Here is a 22,101-nt window from a genome sequence, read left to right as displayed (position 1 = left end):
CCGCGCTTTTACCGTGACAATAACTGGAAGGTGGCCGAGAATCAGGGACGTGCTGAAGCGCCGGCGGCGCGAGAAGTGGATAAGCGACGCCGCCGACATCCTCTACGGCGGGGCCGGCGGTAGCGATCCAGCCGCGGTCGACCACGCGATCGGGCTGGTCCGCCGCGCAGGACTTGCCGGGACCGGTGCTCGCCCGGACGTGACCGTGCTGCTCATGACGGCGCTGATGACACGGCACCGCCGGACCGGCTCGGTGGGGGATCTCGACGAGGCGATCGACGCAGGGCGGGCCACGGCAGGCGCGCTGCCACCTGGCGACCTTGATCGCCTCGTCGTCTCGGCGCTGGTGGCGGCCGGGCTGCAGGCTCGGCACACCGTGACGGGCGCGGCGGCCGATATCGACGAGGCGATCAGCATCGGGCGGGAGGTGACCGACGCGTACCCCGACGACATGACGGGGCGGGCCGGGTCGCTGGCCAACCTGAGCATGTCCCTGCTGGCCCGCTTCGAGCGGGCCAAGGACCCCGCCGACGCCGACGACGCAGTCGCCACGGGCAGGCGAGCGCTGGACGCGGCCGAGCAGGACGATCCAGACACCGAAGGGGTGCTGTCGGCGCTCGGCAACGCCTTGAACGCCCGGTACCGCAGCACCCGCTCGGCCGCCGACCTGGACGAGGCGATCGGTATCCACACCCTCCTCGTGGAGCAGACGGGACCCGGCCACCCTGGCAGGTGCCAGTACCTGAGCAACCTGGGGAACGCGCTGCACTCGCGGTTCGCCGACACCCGGGATCCCGCCGACCTGGACCAGGCGGTCGATGCCGGCCGGGAAGCCGTCGCGCTCACTCCCGCCCTGCATCCGAACCGCGCCATCCACCTGCGCAATCTCGGCAACGCCCTGGAGACCCGCGTCGAGCAGACCGCGACCGCAGGCGAGATTCCCGCCGACCAGGATGAGCTGATCGCCGTCCGCCGCGCGGCGCTGTCCGTCACGCCGCCTGGCCATCCGGACCGAGCCCGCGCCCTCGCCCGTCTCGGCTTCGCGCTATGGCCGCGGATCGAGGTCAGTTACTCGGCTCCCGACATCCGGGAGGCGATCGAGACGTGTCGCGAGGCGGCGCTCGCCTACCGCCCCGGGGACTTCGACCACGGACGCCTCCTTGGCACGCTCGCCGGCGCCCTGCACGCTGGTTATCAGCGCACCGGAGATCCTGCCCTCTTGACCGAGGCAGTCGATACCGGGCGTGCGGCGGTCGCGGAGATCCCGGCGGGCAGCCCGGTACGCCCTCTTTTCATGTCGGTCCTCGCTGAGGCACTCCGGGCTCGGGGCTGGCGCGACGGCGCGCTGGCGGACCTTGACGACGCCATCACCATCGGCCGGGAGACTGCCCGAGATGCAGCCGAGGGACCTGTCGCCCAGGTGGTCCTCGGCAACCTCGGTGCCGCTCTCACGCAAAGGTACGCGCTGCAAGAGGGGGAGGACGATCTTGAGGAGGCGGTGACGGTCCTACGGACTGGCGCTGCCGCCACCGGTATCAATGGCCCGATCGCCCTGTCCAACCTGGGGTGCATGCTCGTGGCCCGCTGGGAGCGGGCAGGTGGCAATCTTGCTCTGACCGACATGAGCGACCTGGAGGAGGGCCTGCTGGCGTGCCGCACGGCACTGGCAGCCGTTCCCGAGGACCACCCGGCCCATGCCGCGTGCCTGCGGCGCCTCAGCAACGTCCTTCAGGTATGGTCCCGCCGGGCCATCGACATGGGATTCCCGGCCACACTGGAGGACCTTGACGAGGCGGTCGACGTCAGCCGCGCTGCGGTCGCGGCCCTCCCCGGCGATCATCCCGCGCGAACCGACGCGCTCACCGAGTTGGCCCGCGCGCTGCGCAACAGGTTCGAGCGAACCGGTGAAAGAGCCGACGCCGACGGTGCCGTCAGCGCCGCCCGAGACGCGCTGGACGCGCTGCCCGCAGATCACGCTGACCGCTGCTCTTCCCTGCATGACCTGAGCCGTTTCCAGTACGAACGGTTTGAGCGTTTCGGGGATCCCGCCGACGTGAGCGCGGCGATCGACGGGTGGCGGGAAGCGGTCACGCTGCGTGCCGCACCTCCGGCGACCCGGCTGTACGCGGCGCACTGCTGGGGCCACGCGGCGGCATCCTGGGACGGGCGATGGGCGCTGGCGGCCGACGGCTACGCGCGCGCCGTCGAGCTGCTTCCCCTGGCCGCGTGGCGCGGCCTGAGCCAGGGTGACCGGGAGTACCGGCTGTACGAGTCCCGGGGGGTGGGAGGCGACGCCGCTGCCTGCGCCATCGCTGCAGGCCGGCCCGAGCGGGCGCTGGAACTGCTGGAGCAGGCCCGCGGAGTCATCTGGTCCCAGCTGCTCGACGCGCGCATCGACCTGTCTGCGTTGCGCGCCGCCGATCCGGGCCTCGCGGGCGCGCTGGACGAGGCGCGGGCCGCCATGGACGCGCCGCATGCGGACCAGCGGCGCGCCGCTGCGCAGCGCTGGGACGAACTGGTCACGAGGGTACGGGAACTGCCTGGCTTCGCCGGCTTCCTGCGCTCCTCCTCGGTGGCCGGCCTGCGCGCCGCGGCCGACGGCGGGCCGGTTGTCATCCTCAACGCCAGCCAGTGGCGGTGCGACGCGCTCGTCGTGCGCGGCGAAGGCGTCACGGCAGTGCCGCTAAAGGGGCTCGTGTGGGAGCAGGCTTGGCGGCAGGCATTCCGGTACCTGGACGCGGCAGAGAAACTGGAGGACCCGTCGCTGTCTCTAGCGGACCGCTCCGACGCGGAATCCGAACTCAGCGACGTGCTGGGCTGGCTATGGGACGCGATCGCCGAGCCGGTGCTCGCCAAGCTGGGGTACCTGGCGGACGTCGCGGACGGCAAGCGGTGGCCGCGGATCTGGTGGTGCCCGTGCGGGCCGCTGACGCTGCTGCCGATACACGCGGCCGGCTATCACGGTGCTGGCCGCCCATCGATCCTGAACAAGGTCATCTCCTCCTACACGCCGACCCTTCGGGCTCTCATCAGGGCCCGGGCAACCCCGGCCGAAGCACGGCCCGCCAGGCTGCTCGTGGTCGCGATGCCTCAGACACCCGGCGACGTGGATCTGCCGTTCGCCAGACAGGAGCGGACAGGGCTGGTCGCGCGTTTCCCCGATGACCGGCACACTCTCCTGGAAGGTCCGACCGCGACACGCGACGCGGTGCGCGACGCGCTGGCCTCGCACCGATGGGCGCACTTCAGCTGCCACGGAGGCCAGGACCCGCTCAATCCCTCAGCGGCGGGGATCGTCGTGCACGACGGCCCGGTGTCGCTACCCGACCTGGCAGGCGGCGGATCGCAAGGCATGTCGCGCGGCGGCGAGTGGGCCTTCCTCTCCGCGTGCCAGACAGGCACCGGGGGACTGCGGGTCCCCGACGAGGTCATGACACTGATGTCGGCCATGTTCTATACCGGGTGGAGGCACGTCATAGGAACGCTGTGGTCAGTGTCGGACGCGGCGGCCGCCGCCGTGACGGACGTCGTCTACGACCAGTTGGCAAGCGATGGACGGCTGCTGGCCGATGGGGCAGCCGAGGCCCTTCACCACGCCGTCCGGAAAATGCGCGGCCGGTGGCCGTCCCGCCCCAGCCTCTGGGCACCGTTCGTGCACGCCGGGCCGTAAGCACCAGGCTCATCATGTCGTTAGTCCCGATCACCCGTGGAGCATCCTGCTCCCGATTCCGGTCGATCACCTCGACGAAGGCGCCATGTGGTCGACCTCTAGGTGACGTTCACGATTCCCGTCCGTCCCGGGTCTGGGCGAAGTCACCGGCGGGATCGGTCGCGTAGCGGCTCATCACCTGGATGTTCGCCTGTGGGGTCAGCACCTGATCGCCGGCGAACATCTCCTGCAGGTCCCGGAAGTACTGCACATACAGGTCCGGTGTGAACGTGCTGAGCATGACGGCCGGTTGGTCGGTCACGTTGGCGAAGGTGTGCGGGGCTCCGGGCGGGACCATCACGAGCGTGCCCGCGGTCGCGTCGTAGTGCTTCTCCCCGACCGTGAACCGGACCGTGCCAGAGACGATGTAGAAACCCTCGTCGTGCCGGGCGTGACGGTGCTGCGGCGGTCCGGGCGTGTGCGGCGCGATGACGGACTCGGCGATGCCAAGGCGGTGTCCGGTGGTGCTGCCGTCCTCGAGAACGCGCATCCGCGTGGTGCCCAGGACGATCATCTCGCCCTCGCCCGGACCGACCACGGATACGGCGGGGTCGGCGGTCGGTGAAGTGGTGTTCGGTTCTTCGGTCACGCTCCGATTCCACCGCCGGTGCGCCGGTACCGTCCAAGACCCGTTCCGAGGCCTCGATACCGTACGGGTATCGTCACAGCATGGAGCTACGCACGCTGCGCTATTTCGTGGCGGTCGCCGAGGAACTCCACTTCGGTCGGGCCGCCGCCCGGCTGCACATGAGCCAGCCGCCGCTGAGCCGGGCGATCAAGCAGTTGGAGACCGAGGTCGGCCTCACGCTGCTCAACCGGTCCTCCGCCGGTGTCGCGCTCACTCCGGCGGGGGCGGTCCTGCTCGACGAGGCGCGCGCCCTGCTCGACCAGGCCGGCCGGGCCCGCGTACGCGTGGCCGCCGCGGCGGGCGCCGCGACCCTCACCCTCGGCTTCCTGGGTGACACCACCGACCCGGGCGCGACCCGGCTGGCCCGCGCCTATCACCGGCGGCACCCGCACGTCGAGGTCCGCATCCGCGAGACCGACCTGACCGATCCCACCTGCGGGCTGCACGCCGGACTGGTCGACCTCGCCCTGACCCGCGGGCCGTTCGACGAGACCGGACTGACCGTGCACGAGCTGCGCGCCGACCCGGTGGGGGTGCTGCTGCGCGCCGACGATCCGTTGGCCTGCCGCGACAGTCTGAAACTGGCCGATCTGGCCGACCGCCGCTGGTTCCGGTTCCCGGAGGGCACCGACCCCCTTTGGCAGTCGTACTGGAGCGGCGGCGAACCCCGCGAGGGCCCGGTGGTCCGCGCCGTCCAGGAGTGCGTGCAGGCCGTTCTTTGGAACGGTACGGTCGGCATGACTCTCGTCGGTCATGTGCCGGGAGACGGGCTCACCGTGGTGCCGTTGATCGACATGTCGCCGAGCCGCGTCGTGGCGGCGTGGAACGAGGGCGACTCGAATCCGTTGATCCGCTCGTTCGTTCGGATCGCGACCGCCGCCTACCGCGCCTCGGACGGCCACGACCGGTAGCGGCGCAGCGCACACCGCTGCACCAGTTGGTCGGACACAAGCGGCCTTCACGATCACACCGCCGGAAATCAGCGTGATCATGAAGGCCGCGCCCCGGAGCTCTGGGGCTAAGGGCTGTCAGGGTGTCGGGTTGTCGATCTCAAAGCCGTCGAATGTGGCGTACTGCCCGGAGAGTTTGGTCACGACGATCGTGTGGACGCCGGCCGAGAGCGTGGGGCTGGTGTAGACGGCGACGTCGGCGTGACGTGTGCCGTCAGCGGGCACCGTGTTGACGACGGTCGGGGTTTCCCCGTCGATGGACACGCTGATCTCGCCTTGGTCGGTGTACTGCTCACCGAACACCTTGATTCCGGTTCCGATGAACGTGAACGTGAGGTTGCTGCCGTTGGTGACCGCGTAGTGGAGGTCGTCGTTGTGGTCGCCGAGGCCTCGGTCGGCCGAGTGGTCCCAGGCGCTGTAGGTGATCGATGGGTCGGTGTCGTCGATCCGTGCCGCGGCCGGCGGTGTTCCGATGTAGACGGTGACGCCTGCCGACGGTCTTGATGTGGCTCCGTCCTTGTCGGACTGCGTGGCGGTCAGCGTGTGCTGGCCGGCTGAGGAACCGGTGAGGGTGCAGGCCCACGTACCGTCAGTGCCGGTCACTGCGGTGCAGCCGGTCTTGTCGACGTTGTCGCCGGCCGTGACGGTGTCGCCGGGCACTCCGGTTCCGCTCACCGTGTAGGTGTCGGGCAGGCCGGTGGTGCCCTTCTTGGGCGCAGTGATCACGGGCCTGGGCACGTATGTTCCGACGGTGACGTCGGTGCCGTCCGCTCCCGACGGCACTGTCGCGATCAGGAAGCCGGAGGAGACCGACCGCACGTCGGTCGCGCGCTGGTCACCGAAGTACACCGGGGTGCTCGGCGAGAAGCCCGCGCCGGCGATGAGCACATGTTCGGTCTTGGATCCGGTGGTGACCGGGGTGGGCGCGGAGACATAGCTCGCTTCGGCTCGCCCGCCGCCTGCCGGCGACTGGTATTGGCTGGTCAGTCCCGCGTTGGCGAGCATCGAGTCCGGGATGTCGCCCGGGACCGGCGATGCGGGGATTGTGGTGTTGTCGCTGATGTGTGAGTCGACTGGCGCATTGCAGAAGTAGCTGCCTGGATTGTCGGCGAAGAAGTTGCCGGTGACCCAGAAGTGGCCGGTGGCCGAGCAACCGCCCTGCGCGCCCAGTGAGGCCAGCGGGTGGAACTCCACGTTGCCGCTGAAGGAGATCCATTCCGAACCCGCGTCGTCGTAGAACGCGTTGAATCTGGAGCCATCGTTGTACACGACATTGCCGGTGACGTGCAGGCCGTGGGCGAGCGTGGCCTCCGCGTCGATCGTGCCGTCGGTCTTGTAGACGTACTGCGCCTGGTGGCCTTCCATGTAGACCGCCCCGCCGTCGGCGAGTACCTGCATGACGTTGAAGATCAGGTTGTCGCTGATCGTGTTGTCGGCGTTGACGTTGGTCGAGTTCTGGGGGTGGTCGGCGTCGTCGACGTGGCCCTGGATGACGCCTGCGGTGATGCCGGTGTACGGCAGGTCGTAGAGGTCGTTGTGCGTGATCGTGGTGTGCCGGCTGAACAGCAGTGTGATTCCGCAGGCCGAGCGATAGTCGGTGCCGACGTCATGAATCACGTTGTTCGCGACCGTGGTGTGGTTCAGGATCTCGTTCTGCCCGACCGGGTCCGCCGCGACCGCCTTCGGGTCGGGGGTGCAGCCGGCCTTGATCACCGAAGCCGGCGTGGTCGTGGGGGTCGGATCGTAAGCGCAGCCGAGCAACAGCGCGGTTGAGGCGATCTGGGTGAACTCGTTTCCTTCGATGAGGTTGTGCGAGCCGCCGTACATGAAGCTCAGGCCGGCACCGCCGAGGTCGACGAATCGGTTGCCGGTGATCGTGACGTGGCTGGACGCGGTGAAGGCGACGTTGGCCCTGGGTTGAGTGAGCGCGCCCCATGGGCAACTGCCGGGGGGTGTGGAGAAGGTGCACAGACCCTGGTTGTTCGCGCCGGTCCTGTGCAGGTTGCTCTGCACGTCGGCGAATCCCGCGGCGGAGGACGGATCGTTCCAGGTGGCGTAGGAGAATCGGAGGCCCGCGAAGGTGATGTCGTGCAAGGGTTTGGTGAGGCTCCCGGCGCCTTGCAACAGTGTCTCCAACCGAGGCAACTCGACGTCCAGGATCGCCATCCGCTGACCGCTCCTGGGCGCGTAGTAGAGCATGTTCTCGGCACTGTCGAGGTACCACTGTCCGGTCCGGAGCAGCCCGCGGGCGTTCTGGATCGTCGAGGGCATCTGCGAGGTGGACATCGACGGCAGGCCGCCGGTGCCCTGGCTGAACGGGGCGGCATCAGTGACGTTGGTCCAGCAGGGCTGATCCATGATCAGCGTGCTGCCGGACATACGTGCGACCCCGCACTTCGAGTCCGTCCATGCCCCGTTGCCACCGGGGTAGTCGAACTCGACCTGTGCCAGCTGCGCGGGTGTGAGCTCGGCGAACCAGGCCCGGGCCGTGGAGTCCTTCGACAGGTCGTATCCGGTGGCCGAACCGACCCAGCCGCCGGCGAAGTGCAGGGCCGCCGGCGTGGCCTGCGCGATGGGCGCTTCCGCGCCGTCGACGTAGAGCTGCCGGCTGAGGCTGTGAGGGGGCACCCTCGCCGACCACACGCCGGTGCTGCCGACCTGGGCCCAGCCGGTGACCCGGGTGGCGCCGGAGATCACCGGGTGCGCGCCCGGCGCTGCCTGCCATACGACCGGGTGACCGGCGCTGCCGGAGTCGGCCGTACCGAACTCCCACGGTTCGCTCAACCGGTACGTGCCATCGCGGAGCTCGACCGTGACGTCCGCGCGCTTGGCGCCCTGCTCGATCTTGCGCACCGCAGCCTGCGCCGTGGCCGGCGAGCACGGATTATTCGAAGAACACGCCGCGCCGTGGCCATCGGGGGCCGCCCACAGCACCGATCGAGGTGCCGCCTGCGCGGGACACGACGAGGCGAACACCCCCGCGCCGGCCAAGCCGAGCACGATGGAGACGAAAATCTTGGACCCTGACACCAACCGCTTCATGACCGCTCCGGAACCGTTGCCGGCGGGTCCCACCCGCAGGGCAATACATCGGATGAATGTGACATCACTGTTCTCGGTCATCTGCGTGTTGGAATCACGAACGGCACGTGGTCGCACGACAGAACATCACGGAGCAGGCCATCCCGTGAGGCGCGTGGTCTTTGTGCGCAGCGCGTAGTCTGCCTCGCCGGTTCGATCGATAAGGGGACCGAACCTGGCATCTCCTTCGTCACGGATGGTTGTTGATCGGCGAAGGCGGCGCGACGAATGGTCGGTGGTCTGCACATCGGTGCCGCCTTTGTCTACCTCTCTGGCCGGTTTAGGACGCCCGGTATGTCATTAACCGCACAAGGTTGACCGTCTTCTGGGTCGGGGTTCACGATGCCGTGGAATGACAACGTTGTCAGTTGTCAGTGATCTCCCGATAGGAGAGACGATGAGGAGACCGGCGGCGCTCCTGGCGGCTGCCGTGGCACTGGTCACGGCGGCGTCCATCGGCAGCGGCACCTCCGCCCTGGCGCAGGTCCCGCACCCTTCGCCCAGTCTTGGATCCCAGCTCAGCCACGCCCGTACGGCCACCTGTGTCAAGGAGCCCGGTGGACGTCTTACCAACTGTCCGAAACCCCTCGCGGCCAAGGCACTGCCGAAGGCCGCCCGTGACACCTCCACCCTCGCGTCCGTGAGCGACCCCGCCTCGCTCGTCGACACGCGTACCTGGACGACCGGCGGTGGCAACACCTTCCCCGGCGCCGACGTGCCGTACGGCATGGTCCAGTGGAGCCCCGACACGATGCCGCACCGGAACGCGGGCGGCGGCTACAACTACGGTGACGAGCAGCTCACCGGCTACAGCCTGACGCACGTCAGCGGCCCCGGTTGCGGCGCGGCCGGCGACGTGCCGATCCTGCCGATCACCGGCGACCTGCCCAGTGGCGACGTGAACGACGCCACGACGTCGTTCACCAACGCCGGCGAGGTCGCCCAGGCGGGCTACTACTCGGCGCAGAGCAACCTTCCCGACACCATCACCTCGCAGTTCACCGAGACCCCGCACAGTGCGATGGGCCGGTTCACCTTCCCCTCCACCGACCAGGCGGGCTTCCTCGTCAAACTGAAGGACAGCCAGAACGGCGACTCCGCCTCCGGCGCCCAGATCGTCGGGAACAACGAGATCAAGGGCTCGGAGACGAGCGGTGGCTTCTGCGGCGACTCCGCCCAGTACACCCTCTACTACGACATCGTCTTCGACCGGCCCTTCACCGCGTCCAAGGTCATCACCGGGTCGGGCTCGAGCCCCGACGCCGTGTCGGTCACCTTCGACGCGACGAAGAACGCGACCGTACAGGCGAAGGTCGGCATCTCGTACGTGAGCACCGACAACGCGAACCTGAACTGGCGCACCGAGAACCCCGGCTGGAACTTCGACCAGGTCAAGAGGGCCGCCCAGGCGTCGTGGAACAGCCTGCTCCGCCGGATCAACGTCTCCGGCGGCACGTACGCCACGACGCAGCAGTTCTACAGCCTGCTCTACAAGGACTTCATCCAGCCGAACATCACGAGCGACGTGAACGGCCAGTTCATGGGCTCGGACGTCAAGGTGCACTCGGTCACCGGTACGCAGAAACAGCAGTACGGCATGTTCTCCGGCTGGGACACGTATCACTCGCTCGCTCAGTTGCAGGCGATGCTGACGCCCAAGGAGGCCGGCGACCAGGCGCAGTCCCAGGTCAACTACTACGCCGAGAACGGCATCATCCAGCAGTGGGGCTACCTGCACCTGGACAACTGGGTGATGGCGGGCGACCCGGGCACCGCGATCATCGCCGACTACTACGCGTTCGGGGCCAAGGACTTCGACACGAAGACCGCGCTGGCCTCGATGCTGAAGCAGGCGACGACGGTCAACGACGTACGCCCGGGTACGGCGCTGGAGGAGAAGTACGGCTACCTGCCCGAGGACGGCAAGTACGGCTGCTGCAACCCGCACAGCCAGGTCTCCTCGCTGCTGGAGTACAACAACGCGGACTTCGCGCTGTCGCGCTTCGCCGCGGCCCTCGGCGACTCGGCGAACGCCAGGAAGCTGGAGGACCGGGCGAACAACTGGGTGAACGTCTTCAACACCTCCACCGGACTCCTGACGCCTCGTCTGCAGAGCGGCGCGTTCCTCCCCGGCATCGCGCCGGCGACGGGCAGCCACTACATCGAGGGCACCGCGGAGGAGTACCTGTGGGACGTCCCGAACAACTACGCGGGCCTGTTCTCGCTGCTCGGCGGCAACGCCAAGGTCAAGCCGGCGCTGCGGAAGTTCCTGTCCCGCCCGGACGGCTATGGCGAGTACGCCCAGCTGTCGAATGAGTTCGGCTCGGGCGAGGAGTACGCGCCGGACTATGCCGGCGACCCGGCCGGTGCCCAGCAGGCCGTCAACACCCTGCGGTACGGGCTCTACCTGCCCGGCCCGTCGGGCCTGCCCGACAACGACGACCTCGGGGCCAACAGCTCCGCGTTCGTCTGGGCGATGCTTGGAATGTTCCCGGAGAACCCGGGCAGCGACACACTGGTCTTCGGCAGCCCTGGCTTCCCGCACGCGACGATCACGCTGCCGAGCGGCAAGACCATCAAGATCAACGCTCCGGGAGCTTCGGCGTCCACGTACTACGTGAAGTCCCAGAAGATCAACGGCAAGCCCAACAGCAAGCTGTCCGTGCCGTTCTCGACCCTCGCCAAGGGCTCGACGGTGGACTGGACGATGAGCTCCTCGGAGACCTCGTGGGGCACGGGCGCGGAGAACGCCCCGCCGTCGTACGGTCCGACGTTCCCCGCCACCGGCGCGGCGAGCCCGTCGTCGCTGATCATGCAGCCGGGCGAGTCCGGGAAGACCACGCTGACGGTGCGGTCCTCGGGCTCGTCGGACCAGTCGGTGGCGTGGCAGGCCACGGTCCCGTCGGGGATCACGGTCACTCCGTCCTCGGGAACCTTGAACGTCCCGGCGGGCGGCAGCGCCTCGGTGGACATCGCGGTCAAAGCGGGTGACACGGACGGGAACTACCCGGTGCAGTTCTCCTTGACCAGTCCGCAGGGCCGCATCCTGCCGGCGGCGCTGTCGGTGATCGTCGCTAAGCCGGGCGATCTGGCGCCGTTCTCCGACAACACCGGCATCAGCGACGACAGTGCCCCGTCTTCGGCGAACTACGACGGAGGGGGCTGGAGCTACTCGGAGCAGGCGCTGACGGCGGCGGGCCTGGCGCCGGGCGCGTCGGTGTCGTCGGGCGGGATCACCTACACCTGGCCCAACGTTCCGGCCGGACAGCCGGACAACGTCACGGTCGGTGGCCAGACCATCCCGATCACGGCCCCAGCGGGTGCCACGAAACTGGGCTTCCTGGGCAGCGCGTACAACGCGGGCGAGGAAGGCTCGTCGGGCACGGCCACGATCACCTACACGGACGGGTCGACGTCGACGGCCTCACTCGGGTTCAGCGACTGGACCCTGGCCGGTGGCGGAGGCACGCCGCAGTTCGGCAACGTGATCGCGGCGACCACTCCGTACCGCAACCACACGAGTGGAAAGGACAACGTGAAGACGTACGTCTTCTCCCAGACCCTGCCCATCTCCAGCGGCAAGACGGTTCAGAGCGTGACATTGCCGTCGTCGATCAGCCGAGGCTCGATCGGCATCTTCGCCATCGCGGGCGGCTGACACAGTGATCGCAGAGGCCGGGGCCGTCACGGCCCCGGCCTCTCGCCATCGTGCGCCCAGCATGGGCGATCGCTCGGGACCACCGACCCCGCCACCGCACTCACCACCGGCTCCGCGACCGCGACAGGCGGCTCGGCCGGCTGAGACAGGGACGCAACCCAGGTGGTGATCACAACCTCGTATCAGGCGTTGAGCTGTTGGATCGCCGTCGCCCAATTCTCAATGTGGTAGCCCTTCGCCAGCCTTCCGTCGCGGACGGTGAACACATCAATCGCCATCGTCCTGAAGGACTTGCCGGTCGGAGCAGCGCCCCAAAATTCTTTGACCGGCGTCCCCGTCGCTTCTCCACGCACGATCATCATGTCGTCGACCACGTGAATGTCGACCACCTCCCACGCCAGATCGGGCACGGTCTCTCCCATGGCCTTGAATACGTCGGCCAACTGGTCGCGCGTCAGGAATTCCTGATTTGTGTGGTACGAGTGATAGTCATCGTTGCACGCCTGGGCCAGAAGTTCCGACACATTCTTCTCACTCGGTTTGTTCAGCGCCTCGTAGAGCGGGGCAGAGATCCTGCGCGCCTCTTCGACGGTCATGAACGATTCGTCACTCTTAGTCATCTGGCCTTGTCCCCTGTCGCAGATGGTGTCGCACCGAGCCAATCGGCACCGGACAACGCGAGATTATCTCGGGCGTCGATTCCGGGTTCTCACCTAAATACGTGAGGGGTATACCGGGCGAGGATGTGAACTCCGGTCGCGGACGGCGGCGAGGACACTGCCACGAGCTCGCATGATGGCGGTTGGGTGACCTTGATGGCGATGACGCCGGTGTAGGTGTGACCCGGGGTGATGGCGGTCGCGTTGCCGTCGACCGTCATCGACACCGTACGGCCGTTCGGCGCGACGACCCTGGCGCCTTGGGCCACGACCAGCTTGCTCAGGTACGACGTGCCGGTCACCGTCCACGTCGAACCATTGTTCAGCTGGACGATCACGCCATTGTTGACGACCGGGCTCACCGTGTTGACGACCTCACCGAGCTGCAGGTAATTCGCCGAGCTGATCGTGTCGAGGTGGTGCTTGGTCCGGGTCGCCGAGATGACGCCCTCGACCTTCGCGCGGTCGAAGGTCAGCACCAAGTTCAGCCCGGCGATCTGCCCGCCTCCTCCGGGCCCGCCCGGACCGGAGGATCGCCCGCCGCCGCGTATGCCGCTGTAGAAGTCGCCCTTCAGGGCGATGTCGGTGAAGATGGCGACCGCGTCCGTGCCGTGCGCCTCGATGACGTCGAACGAGTCGACCTTCGTGGGATCACCGGTCGGCTCGTGGTACACGCCCTCGTTGACGACCTTCCCGTCGATCATCACCGGTCCGGGGTCGTCGTTCTCCATCACCTGGAGGATGATCCCGTTCTTCGGGTCGAGGCGGGCGCCGCGGTAGGTCCCGGGGGCGATCCTCGTGTCGCTGCCGCCGGCCTCGGTGAGCACGCCACCGGTTTCCACGCCGTCGATGGTCATCGTCAGGCTGTGTCCCTCAGGTGCGATGATCGTGCCGCCCTTGGCGATGGTCACGAGCCTGGCCCGCGTCGTCCGACGGACCACATAGGTCTGCCCGGATCCGACGGAGATCTCATCCGTCTCCGGCGTTCTCCCGGTCGCCGCGGCGCCGGCGATCGCCGGGCGGCACAGCAGCGCCCCCATGGTGGTGGTACCGGCGACAATGATGGAGCGTCGGGTCATCAGCGTCATTTCTGCCTCACCAGATCGAGCGGCCCATCCGCGCATCGGACATCCGGTCTGCCGCCCAATTCACCAGTATCAACACGGAGAATCGGAACCCGCCGACATGACAGGGAGCAAACCAGGAGTCCAACGAGAGCGGAAATCATCTCCTGATATGGCAGAAATCGACCGTGCCCATATATCGCTATTTACCGTGTGGGTGTCGAATATCGTGTCGCCTCATGCGACCTGGGCGTATTCGTGGAGGAGACCGCCGAGTCGGTCTCGTCGGGATCGGGTAATGCCCGGAGCGGGCTGGCCTGGTTCAGGGCCCGGATCGATTGATGGGGGCCCACGCGAGGTGGCGGAGCCGGTTACCTGCAGGTGGATCTTGATTATGGTCGGGGTTCGCGCCGGGTGTGCTCGTCGCCCTCGCGGTAGAGGACCAGGTGCTCGTGGAAGAGAACGCCGTCGCGGACGTCGCCGGTGGCGGTGAAGCCGGTGTCGTCGACGTAGTCGATGTGGTTGCCGGTGACGGTGTAGCTGCCGGTGTAGGCGCTCCGGCGGTTGCCGCGGGCTTCGTCGTAGCGGCCGTTCGGCAGCAGCTCCTGGCGGATGAAGCCGTCCGCGGTCACCCACATCCCGACGTAGGGGTGTGGGGCGCGAGTCGTGTTTTTGCTGGTCATGGCTCTACGATCGCCCCAGCGGCCGGTGGTGACCAGGCCGTCGTCCTCCCAGGTGAGGGCTTCCTGGGCGCCGCGCACCCACCATCGCGAGCGGCTGGGCCCTTCGTGCCGTACGGCAGCAGCGCGGGCGGTGTGAGACCGCCTCGCGCCTGTCCCTTCGCATGCGGCGGGACGGATCGTGGGTGCCGGAGACCTAGGGATAGACCGGCCTGGTTCCGGTTCCGCCGCGCGACGAACCTGGTGGTCAGGCGGCCGACGTAGCCGCCGGATACTCGCCTCGGACCTGCACCGGCGCTCTCCTCGCGTATCGGGCACGCCGATGAGGCGACTCCACCGAGGAGCACATAATGAGCATCACCGACACCGTGAGCTGGAACGCCGAGGCCCTCGACGAGATCCTCTCGAACGACGAGGGACGTCCTGTCCTGTTCACCAACGCCCGCATCCTGACGATGGACCCGCTGATCGGGACCATGATCGGCGCAGACCTCCTGTTCGTCGGCTCGCTGATCGTGGGGGTCGGCCCCGCCATCGTCACCGCGGCAGGGGACGACAACGCCATCGTCGTCGACTGCACCGGCCTGACCATCGCCCCCGCCGTCGTGGACACCGTGGCGCTGGCCGGCGGCCGTGGCCACCGCTCGGAGTACGTTGCGACGCTGACCCCGGGCAACATCCCCGACTTCCTGGTGGTGCCCGACGAACTCGCCGCCGACGTGCCAAGTGCGGTGGCCGCACTCATGACCGTGCCGGCGCAGGTGCGCGCCCTTGTCGCGGCCGGCCGGCCGGTCCTGTGGGCGGGCGCCGACGTCCCCGGGCGGGCCACTGCCCCCGAGACGGGCATCCCGGCCGCCACGGACCTGACCGGCAGTCCGCGCGTCGGCGTCTGGATCGACAGGAACGACTTCCTGCACCAGGAGCTCACTGCGGACGGCCGCTACGACGAGACTCGGGGCGGGCGCCCGCACGCCTACCAGGGCCGGTACTGGATCGACGGCGACCGCATCGACTACTTGGACGACCTCGGCTTCTGGGCCTACGGCGTGTTCCAGGGCGACGAACTCCACCACGCGGGCTACGTCATGAAGCTCGGCTGACCTTCCCTCCGGCCGGCGCGCGCATCGTCCCGATCCCGGCGCGGCGGCCCCTCAGCCATCTCCGGCGTACAGCCCTCTTCCCCTCCGTATCGAAAGAAGACCCCTCATGAACGTCAATGACACCACCAGCGCCGCCGTGCTCGAAGAGCTCCGGCGTCGGCCCGCCGACCGGCGGCGCATCCTGTTCACCGGCGCGACCGTCGTCACCATGGACCCCGAACTCGGCATCATCGACGGCGGCGACCTCCTCGTCGAGGGCGACACGATCACCGCCGTCGGCCGCGAACTCGGCGCGGGCGATGCCGTGGTGGTCGACGCCACCGGCACGATCCTCACCCCCGGCTTCGTCGACACCCACCGGCACGCCTGGGAGGCCCAGCTGCGCCGGATCATGCCGGACGTCGACGACCTCGGCGCGTACGTCATGGCCACCCTGGCCGGCTATGCCACGGTTTACCGGCCCGAGGACATGTACATCGGCACCAGGCTGGCCGCCCTGACCGCGATCGACAGCGGCATCACGACCATGCTCGACTTCTCCCACAACTCCCGCACCCGCGAGCACTCCGACGCCGCCATCGAGGCCCTCGTCGACACCGGCATCCGTGGTGTGCACGCCTCTATGGGCCCGCACTTCGGCGAGTGGGACCGGCAGTGGCCCGGTGACCTGATCCGTATCAAGGAGCGGTACTTCAGCAGCGACGACCAGTTGCTCACGCTGCGCCTGGCGACCCTGGCCACCGACGAGATCGCCGGACCGGCGCTCGCCTACGGTCCTGAACTTGCCCGTGTGGCCAAGGAGTTGGGCATCGGGGTGAGCGTGGATGCCGTCTTCGGTACGTCCTCCTCCGAGGCGGTCCTGCGCTGGGCCAAGGACGGCATTCTCAGCCTCGACGTCACGCTCATCCACTCCACCGGGCTGACCTCCGAGGCGTGGAAGGCGATGGGGGAGACCGGCACGACCGTGGCCCTCGCGCCGACCTCCGACGCGCAGATCGGCCTGGAGACCGCGATCCCCGCCGTCGACGAGGCACTCGCCGTCGGCATCCGCCCCGGACTGAGCATCGACGTCGAAGTCGCCCTGGCCAGTGACATGTTCACGCAGATGCGGGCCCTGCACGCCATCCAGCGGATGCGCGCGGTCAACGCCACCTACGGCAGCGACCAGCAGCCCTCACGCATCACCACCCACGACGTCCTCGACTTCGCCACCCTCCAGGGCGCCCGCACCAACGGCCTGGGCGACGTCACCGGCTCACTCACCCCCGACAAGAAGGCCGACCTGCTGGTCATCCAGGCCGAGGACCTCAACAACATGCCGCTCAACGACCCGATCGGCACCGTCGTGCTGGGCTCCGACGCCCGCAACATCAGCGCCGTCCTCATCAACGGCGAACCCCGCAAGTGGGACGGACAGATCCTCGACGTCGACCAGGCCGCCCTGCGCAGCGAGGTCCACGCCTCGCGCGAGTACGTGCTGAACACCCCGGCTGCCTGAGCAGTCCCCTCCATCGTCCCCTGGCCGCCCCTCCCGCGGCCGGGGGTACCCACCGCTATCCCGGTGTTGCCATCGGCCGATCGTGCCACGTGCGAACACGCGGGGCGGCGACCAGACGCCCCCTTCCTTGCCGACCCCGCGCACTCCCAGGAGAGCGACAGAAGGTCCCCTGCCGCTCACGGGCCGGCCATTCCCGACGCCGTTGCCCGCTCGGGAAACGATCGAGACTGCCGCACCCAAGCATGTGGAATACGTGTGACAGCTGGTTTTCGATCCGCTGGCACCTGGCGAGGTGTGTGTGCCCTCCGGCGATTTCCTGGCTGGAATTCCGGATGCCGGAGGAGGAATGCGCGGTAACTGCCCGGGGTGTGTCGCGTGCCAGTCCCGTCGGCACATGCGAGTCCCGCAGAGACGATTTTCCGGCGGTCTCCTGGTTCAGGCGCCGTGTGCGGGATTCTGCTGGTGAGGTACTTCGAGTGCGCTGATGGAGCCGAGCAGGGACAGGCCGTCGGCGGAGAAGGAGCCCGGTTCGGCCTGCAGGATGATGAGCTGCTGTCCCGGGGCGCTGCGGATGTTGAGGGCCTCGTGTCGCAACTCCAGGTCTCCCACGACGGAGTGGTACACCTGCTTGATGTCGTACGGCGGGACCCGGGTGTACTCGCGCGCCCACAGGGCGCGGAACTCGCCGCTGCGCACCGACAGTTCACCGACCAGCTCCAGGATGCGGGGATCCTGCGGAGTGTTCGCCGCGGTCCGCTGAAGATCGGCGACCGCGCGATGCCTGGCCCGCTCCGCGTTCCGGTAGAAGGTCTTCGCCGCGGGGTCGAGGAAGAGCATGCGCAGCACGTTGTCGTGCTGCGCGAAGTCACGGTAGAGAGCGTCGGCCAACGCGTTGGTGGCCAGCAGGTCCTGGGCGTGCCCGATGATGAAGGCCGGCGTCCCGGTCCAGCTTTCGATCAGCTGCCGCAGGTGCGGGCGGACACGCTCGACCCGGACCGGGGACTTCGTACGGCGGGCTGTCGGCTGGGCCAGCCGGAAGAGTTCCCCTTTGCCCTCATCTTCGAGTCGCAGCGCGCGTGCCAGGGCCTCCAGGACCCGAAGCGAGGGGCTGAGTTCACGGCCCTGCTCAAGTCGGCTGTAGTAGCTCACGCTGACACCTGCGAGCGCCGCGACTTCGTCACGCCGCAGGCCGGGCACCCTTCGCCGGCCCGCGCCGGACAGTCCTGCTGTGGCGGGGCTGAGTCGTTCTCTGCGGGAGCGGAGGAACTGACCCAGCCCTCCAACCGAGTCAGGACGCGTGTCGTTGTCCATGCCGCCCAGGCTAGGCGGAAAACGCCGGGCGAACTTCTGCTGACGGTGGGTGCATTACACCCAGGAACGCGGGGTCCCCCAGGGGCGAATGCACGTATCGGACCGCGGGGAGTCTTCGCGGGTACTTCGCGAGCGTGACGTTCAAGTCGCCAGCGCCCCTCAGCTGCCCTCTGCCGACAGCCCAGCCTCCGCAGCAAGTCACGGGCGCGGGAAAATGCCATTAAACAGGGCGCGCAACTATACTGCGTGAATATGCTGCTACCTAGTGTCACATTGCGTGACCAATACTTTTCGTCGGCTGAAAACCATCTAGCCTTGCCGCATGAGCAACGGGACACCCTTGGGTGATTTCCTCCGAGCCCGGCGAGAAGCCTTGAAGCCACACGACGTCGGTCTGCCCGAACACGGGCGACGCCGGGTGCCGGGACTGCGCCGAGAAGAAGTCGCGCTGCTCGCCGGGGTCAGCTCCGACTACTACATCAGGCTGGAACAGGGGCGCGAGAACAGCCCGTCCCCGCAGGTGCTCGACGCCGTGGCGCAGGCGCTGAAACTGGACGCGGAGGCCACCGACCATCTCAACCGCCTCTGCCTCACCGTCTCGCAACGCCCGCGTGACTGGGGCGAGACGGACGTCAGCCAGCAGTTGTTGCAGCTGATGGACGGATGGGAGCACACTCCCGCGTTCGTCGTCGGCCCGGCCCTCGACATCATGGCGGGCAACTCCCTTGCCACGGCCCTCCACAGCGGGTTCGACCGGTTCGACAACCTTGCCCGCATGGTGTTCGTCGACCCGGCAGGGCGCGATTTCTACCAGGAATGGGAGCGAGCCGCGCACTCCTGTGTGGCCGAGATCAGGGCCGCCTACGGGCACGATCCCGAATCAGCCCGCATCGCCGAAGTCGTGGCGGAACTGTCCGCCCAGAGCGAGGAGTTCGCCCGGATCTGGCGGATGCACGACGTCAAGGGCAAGTCCCAAGAAGGCAAGCATCTCAAACACCCCGAGGTCGGAGACCTGCACATCAAATTCGCGGCGTTCACGGTGAACGGGGCCCCGCACCAGCAACTGGTGGTCTACCAAGCCGAACCGAACAGCCCGACGGCGGCCGCCTTCGAGACGCTGAGGGCCTTGGTCGTCCAGCCGAAGAAGGCCCAGGCAGCTGTGCCCGACCTCGCCGTCAACGAGCAGTAGCGGCGAATGAGCATGTGAGCTGGGATCGAGGCTGGTCCTGCCGCACCCAGGAACAATGCGGCCTTCATAGCGGTGTGTCCGTCTGCCGATACTCGATGCGACAGACAGCGCGCCGGCTGGGACGCCGACGCGCGGATCGCACGGCGCCAGGAGCAGACATGATCACCGTGAAGGACCTTAAGCCCCACCCCCTGGACCAGGTTCACCGTCTGATCGAACCCGGCCCCGTCATCCTGGTCACCACCCGGCACCACGGAATCCCGAACGTGATGACCAACGGGTTCAACATGATGGTGCGCCATGCCCCGCCGCTGATCGCCTGCACTATCGGCCCCTGGGACCACAGCTACCAGGCCCTGGTCGAAACCGGCGAGTGCGTCATCTCGGTCCCGACGGCGGACATGGCCGCCACCGTGGTCGACATCGGCAACTGCTCGGGCGCCGACGTCGACAAGTTCAGGAGTTCGACCTGACCGCCGTAGCCGGTGAGAAGGTCCAGGCACCGCTCGTGGCCGAATGCTTCGCCAACATCGAGTGCAGAGTCGCCGACAGCAGCCTCGTGGCGCCCTACAGCCTCTTCCTGCTGGAGGCCGTCACGGCATGGATCGACCCCTCGCAGCCCCAACCGCAGCTCTTCCATCACCGCGGAGACGGAACCTTCACGCTCGACGGGCCGACCGTCGACCTGAAGGACCGCATGACCAAATGGCAGTACCTCCTGTAGGCACGTGCGTCGATCAGCGATTGCTCGTCACCCGTGCGTGTGTTTCACGGGTACTGGCAGGCGGCGCGGGTGGCGGCCTCCAGCGCCTTACCGGACAACGATGTGGACGTGGTGCGCAGCGGGCCGTCCAGCCGGATCCGTTGGGCGTCGATGACAGTCGTGGGTCCGTCGCCGCCGAGGCAGGCCACGGCGGCGACCGTGATGCTCTGGCCTGGTGACGCGGCCGCGGGACGCGGTTGCCAGCTTGTTTCGAATGTGGACGTGGGCGAGGTGGTCAGGCTGCTGATCTGTTGCCACTCGGAGCCACCTGATTCGGTGTCGTCGAGTGAGGTGAACCCGACGATCTTCGCGCCTTGTCCGGTGGCGTGAAGCTTCAGCCCGCCGCCGGCCTGGTGCACGGTCAGGCGGATGGCTGTCGGCGGTGCGGTGTTCTCAGGACAGGATGATGGGGAGAGCCCCGGTGGTGGGTTGCCGTGCACGACCCCCGATGCCATGACCCCGCCGCCGGACAGCATGAACCATCGGACGTCCGGCGTCTGCGAGGTCCTGTCGGTCACGACGTCGCCGAGGCAGTAGCCGGTGAAGGCGAGGGTGCAGCCGGCGGGCACATTGCGGACGACCGGCGCGGAAAGCCTCGCCGCGCTGCGCACCCTGCTGAAGTTGTAGGTCTGCCCGGTGAAACCGCCCGCCGTGGAGCCGGAGCGGGGGCATCCGCGTGGTCCATCGGATTTCCCGCGCTGTGCCCAGAGGGCCACGCCGGTCACCGCAGCGACCACGACGACCGCGGCCGCGATGACCGGTGGCCGCATCCATCGCCGCCACCGGGTGTGAGGGGGCTGTAACGCCGGTGCGTCGGCCGCCGGCTCGGCTTGCGCCGACTTGTCGGGAGCCGCCACGTCGATCGGATGGGCCGCTTCGGTGTCGGCGTCCGCCGCTGTCCCTGCCGTCACCACCGTCTCGGTCGCGGCGAGGTCGTGCCAACGCAGCCGCCACTCGTCCAGATCACCGCCGCACGCTCCGACGTAGGCCATGGTGACGCCCAAGCTGGGCCGACGCTGACCGCGCGCGGCCTCGGAGAGTGTCGCCGGGCTGTAACCGGCCTTGCGGGCCAGCGCACGGTACGTCGGGTTGCCCGCCTTCTCGCGAAGTTGCCGCAAGTCGTAAGCGAAGGCTTGGAGTGGCCCTGCGTCGGGGTCGACGGGGTTCTGGAGACGAGCCATCTCGATTTATCCCTGCCCCTACAAGGATTAATGCCTGTTTATTGCCTCAGACGCATTGGCCACCGCGATTCAATCCGCTCCTGACGTAACGCTTCAGGAAAGGCCACTCGGGTGAGGGGGTTGGCCTGCGGAAACCGCAAGTACCGATCCCCTCGGGCCGGGGTCAGTATACACAACTTTGATTGATTGGCTATGGCCTTGATTGACCACGGCTGTTAGACCCGGCATGACCACCAACATGGGCGCTGGACACATCGGCTCCACCGCTGTAACCCCAGCACGACGCTCTTGGACGAACGCCGGCGGGGCGCGGCCGGACATCCATTTACGGAAGAGTTCTGAGCGGTGCGGCGACCGTACGTGATCGGACTTCTCGCATGCGGCCACGACTACCCCTCGTAATTGACCGGCAGGTGGCTGTTCGCCGTCTCTGGTCAACCCCTCAACCCGTGCTCCCCGAATGGTCGCGGTCACCTGAGCCCATGCCGCCGAAAGGCCTCGGACCGGCTCGGAAGCCGCCGTGGACCGGCCACGGCGGACACGCCCGCCGGTCTCGTGTCTAGGGAATTGACTGATCCGTCGTCCCGACTGTGTCAGTCAATCAATGCGGCACGTAGCAATTGGGCGACA

13 protein-coding genes and 1 pseudogene are annotated in these 22,101 nt (G+C 68.0%); 7 read left to right on the top strand and 7 right to left on the bottom strand.

What is annotated here, in order from left to right; all coding sequences use genetic code 11:
- Window positions 1-49 precede the first annotated feature (49 nt).
- Window positions 50-3,670 carry a CHAT domain-containing protein gene (locus ABEA24_RS52675; protein WP_345444430.1) on the top strand — a complete coding sequence of 1,207 codons (3,621 nt, stop codon included), beginning with the start codon at window positions 50-52 and terminating at the stop codon, window positions 3,668-3,670.
- Between the two features lie 109 nt (window positions 3,671-3,779).
- Here the strand turns inward: ABEA24_RS52675 and ABEA24_RS52670 are convergent, their stop codons facing one another.
- Window positions 3,780-4,298 (bottom strand): cupin domain-containing protein, encoded by a 519-nt coding sequence (locus tag ABEA24_RS52670; RefSeq protein WP_345444427.1) that lies wholly within the window; start codon window positions 4,296-4,298, stop codon window positions 3,780-3,782.
- Between the two features lie 80 nt (window positions 4,299-4,378).
- Between ABEA24_RS52670 and ABEA24_RS52665 the strand changes: the two genes are divergently transcribed.
- Window positions 4,379-5,248, top strand: coding sequence for a LysR family transcriptional regulator (locus tag ABEA24_RS52665; protein ID WP_345444425.1), 870 nt, complete (start codon window positions 4,379-4,381; stop codon window positions 5,246-5,248).
- Between the two features lie 117 nt (window positions 5,249-5,365).
- On the opposite strand, the gene ABEA24_RS52660 is transcribed toward ABEA24_RS52665, so the two are convergent.
- Window positions 5,366-8,329, bottom strand: coding sequence for an IPT/TIG domain-containing protein (locus tag ABEA24_RS52660; protein ID WP_345444423.1), 2,964 nt, complete (start codon window positions 8,327-8,329; stop codon window positions 5,366-5,368).
- Window positions 8,330-8,765: 436 nt separating this feature from the next.
- On the opposite strand from ABEA24_RS52660, the gene ABEA24_RS52655 reads away from it, so the two are divergent.
- Window positions 8,766-12,026: a GH92 family glycosyl hydrolase gene (locus ABEA24_RS52655; RefSeq protein WP_345444420.1), complete on the top strand. Its 3,261-nt coding sequence runs from the start codon at window positions 8,766-8,768 to the stop codon at window positions 12,024-12,026.
- A 182-nt stretch (window positions 12,027-12,208) separates the two neighbouring features.
- Here ABEA24_RS52655 and ABEA24_RS52650 read toward each other — a convergent pair whose 3' ends face one another.
- The 3 genes from ABEA24_RS52650 to ABEA24_RS52640 all read right to left on the bottom strand — a co-directional run bounded on the left by ABEA24_RS52650 (window position 12,209) and on the right by ABEA24_RS52640 (window position 14,432).
- Complete coding sequence (locus tag ABEA24_RS52650; protein ID WP_345444417.1) at window positions 12,209-12,622, bottom strand: ester cyclase; 414 nt, start codon at window positions 12,620-12,622, stop codon at window positions 12,209-12,211.
- A 113-nt stretch (window positions 12,623-12,735) separates the two neighbouring features.
- A complete protein-coding gene (locus tag ABEA24_RS52645; protein WP_345444414.1) occupies window positions 12,736-13,764 on the bottom strand; it encodes a hypothetical protein in 1,029 nt (342 codons plus the stop codon).
- A gap of 377 nt (window positions 13,765-14,141) precedes the next feature.
- Window positions 14,142-14,432 (bottom strand): Atu4866 domain-containing protein, encoded by a 291-nt coding sequence (locus ABEA24_RS52640; RefSeq protein WP_345444412.1) that lies wholly within the window; start codon window positions 14,430-14,432, stop codon window positions 14,142-14,144.
- A 347-nt stretch (window positions 14,433-14,779) separates the two neighbouring features.
- On the opposite strand from ABEA24_RS52640, the gene ABEA24_RS52635 reads away from it, so the two are divergent.
- Together ABEA24_RS52635 and ABEA24_RS52630 are read left to right on the top strand one after the other, a co-directional pair.
- Window positions 14,780-15,529 carry an Atu4866 domain-containing protein gene (locus ABEA24_RS52635; RefSeq protein ID WP_345444409.1) on the top strand — a complete coding sequence of 250 codons (750 nt, stop codon included), beginning with the start codon at window positions 14,780-14,782 and terminating at the stop codon, window positions 15,527-15,529.
- Between the two features lie 106 nt (window positions 15,530-15,635).
- Window positions 15,636-17,027, top strand: a complete 1,392-nt coding sequence (locus ABEA24_RS52630; protein WP_345444406.1) for an amidohydrolase family protein — start codon at window positions 15,636-15,638, stop codon at window positions 17,025-17,027.
- A 435-nt stretch (window positions 17,028-17,462) separates the two neighbouring features.
- Here ABEA24_RS52630 and ABEA24_RS52625 read toward each other — a convergent pair whose 3' ends face one another.
- Window positions 17,463-18,338, bottom strand: coding sequence for a helix-turn-helix domain-containing protein (locus ABEA24_RS52625; protein WP_345444403.1), 876 nt, complete (start codon window positions 18,336-18,338; stop codon window positions 17,463-17,465).
- A gap of 322 nt (window positions 18,339-18,660) precedes the next feature.
- Between ABEA24_RS52625 and ABEA24_RS52620 the strand changes: the two genes are divergently transcribed.
- Both ABEA24_RS52620 and ABEA24_RS53975 read left to right on the top strand, forming a co-directional pair.
- Entirely contained in the window at window positions 18,661-19,527 is an 867-nt protein-coding gene (locus tag ABEA24_RS52620; protein WP_345444400.1) for a helix-turn-helix transcriptional regulator, read from the top strand.
- 95 nt (window positions 19,528-19,622) lie between these two features.
- Window positions 19,623-20,251 (top strand): annotated as a pseudogene (locus ABEA24_RS53975) (flavin reductase family protein).
- Window positions 20,252-20,295: 44 nt separating this feature from the next.
- Here ABEA24_RS53975 and ABEA24_RS52605 read toward each other — a convergent pair.
- Window positions 20,296-21,408: a helix-turn-helix domain-containing protein gene (locus tag ABEA24_RS52605; RefSeq protein WP_345444391.1), complete on the bottom strand. Its 1,113-nt coding sequence runs from the start codon at window positions 21,406-21,408 to the stop codon at window positions 20,296-20,298.
- Window positions 21,409-22,101 lie beyond the last annotated feature (693 nt).

This window comes from Actinoallomurus vinaceus, assembly GCF_039542055.1.
GTDB lineage: Bacteria > Actinomycetota > Actinomycetes > Streptosporangiales > Streptosporangiaceae > Actinoallomurus > Actinoallomurus vinaceus.
The sequence above is the reverse complement of the archived record's forward strand: the minus strand, read 5'-3'. Positions and strand labels throughout refer to the sequence as shown.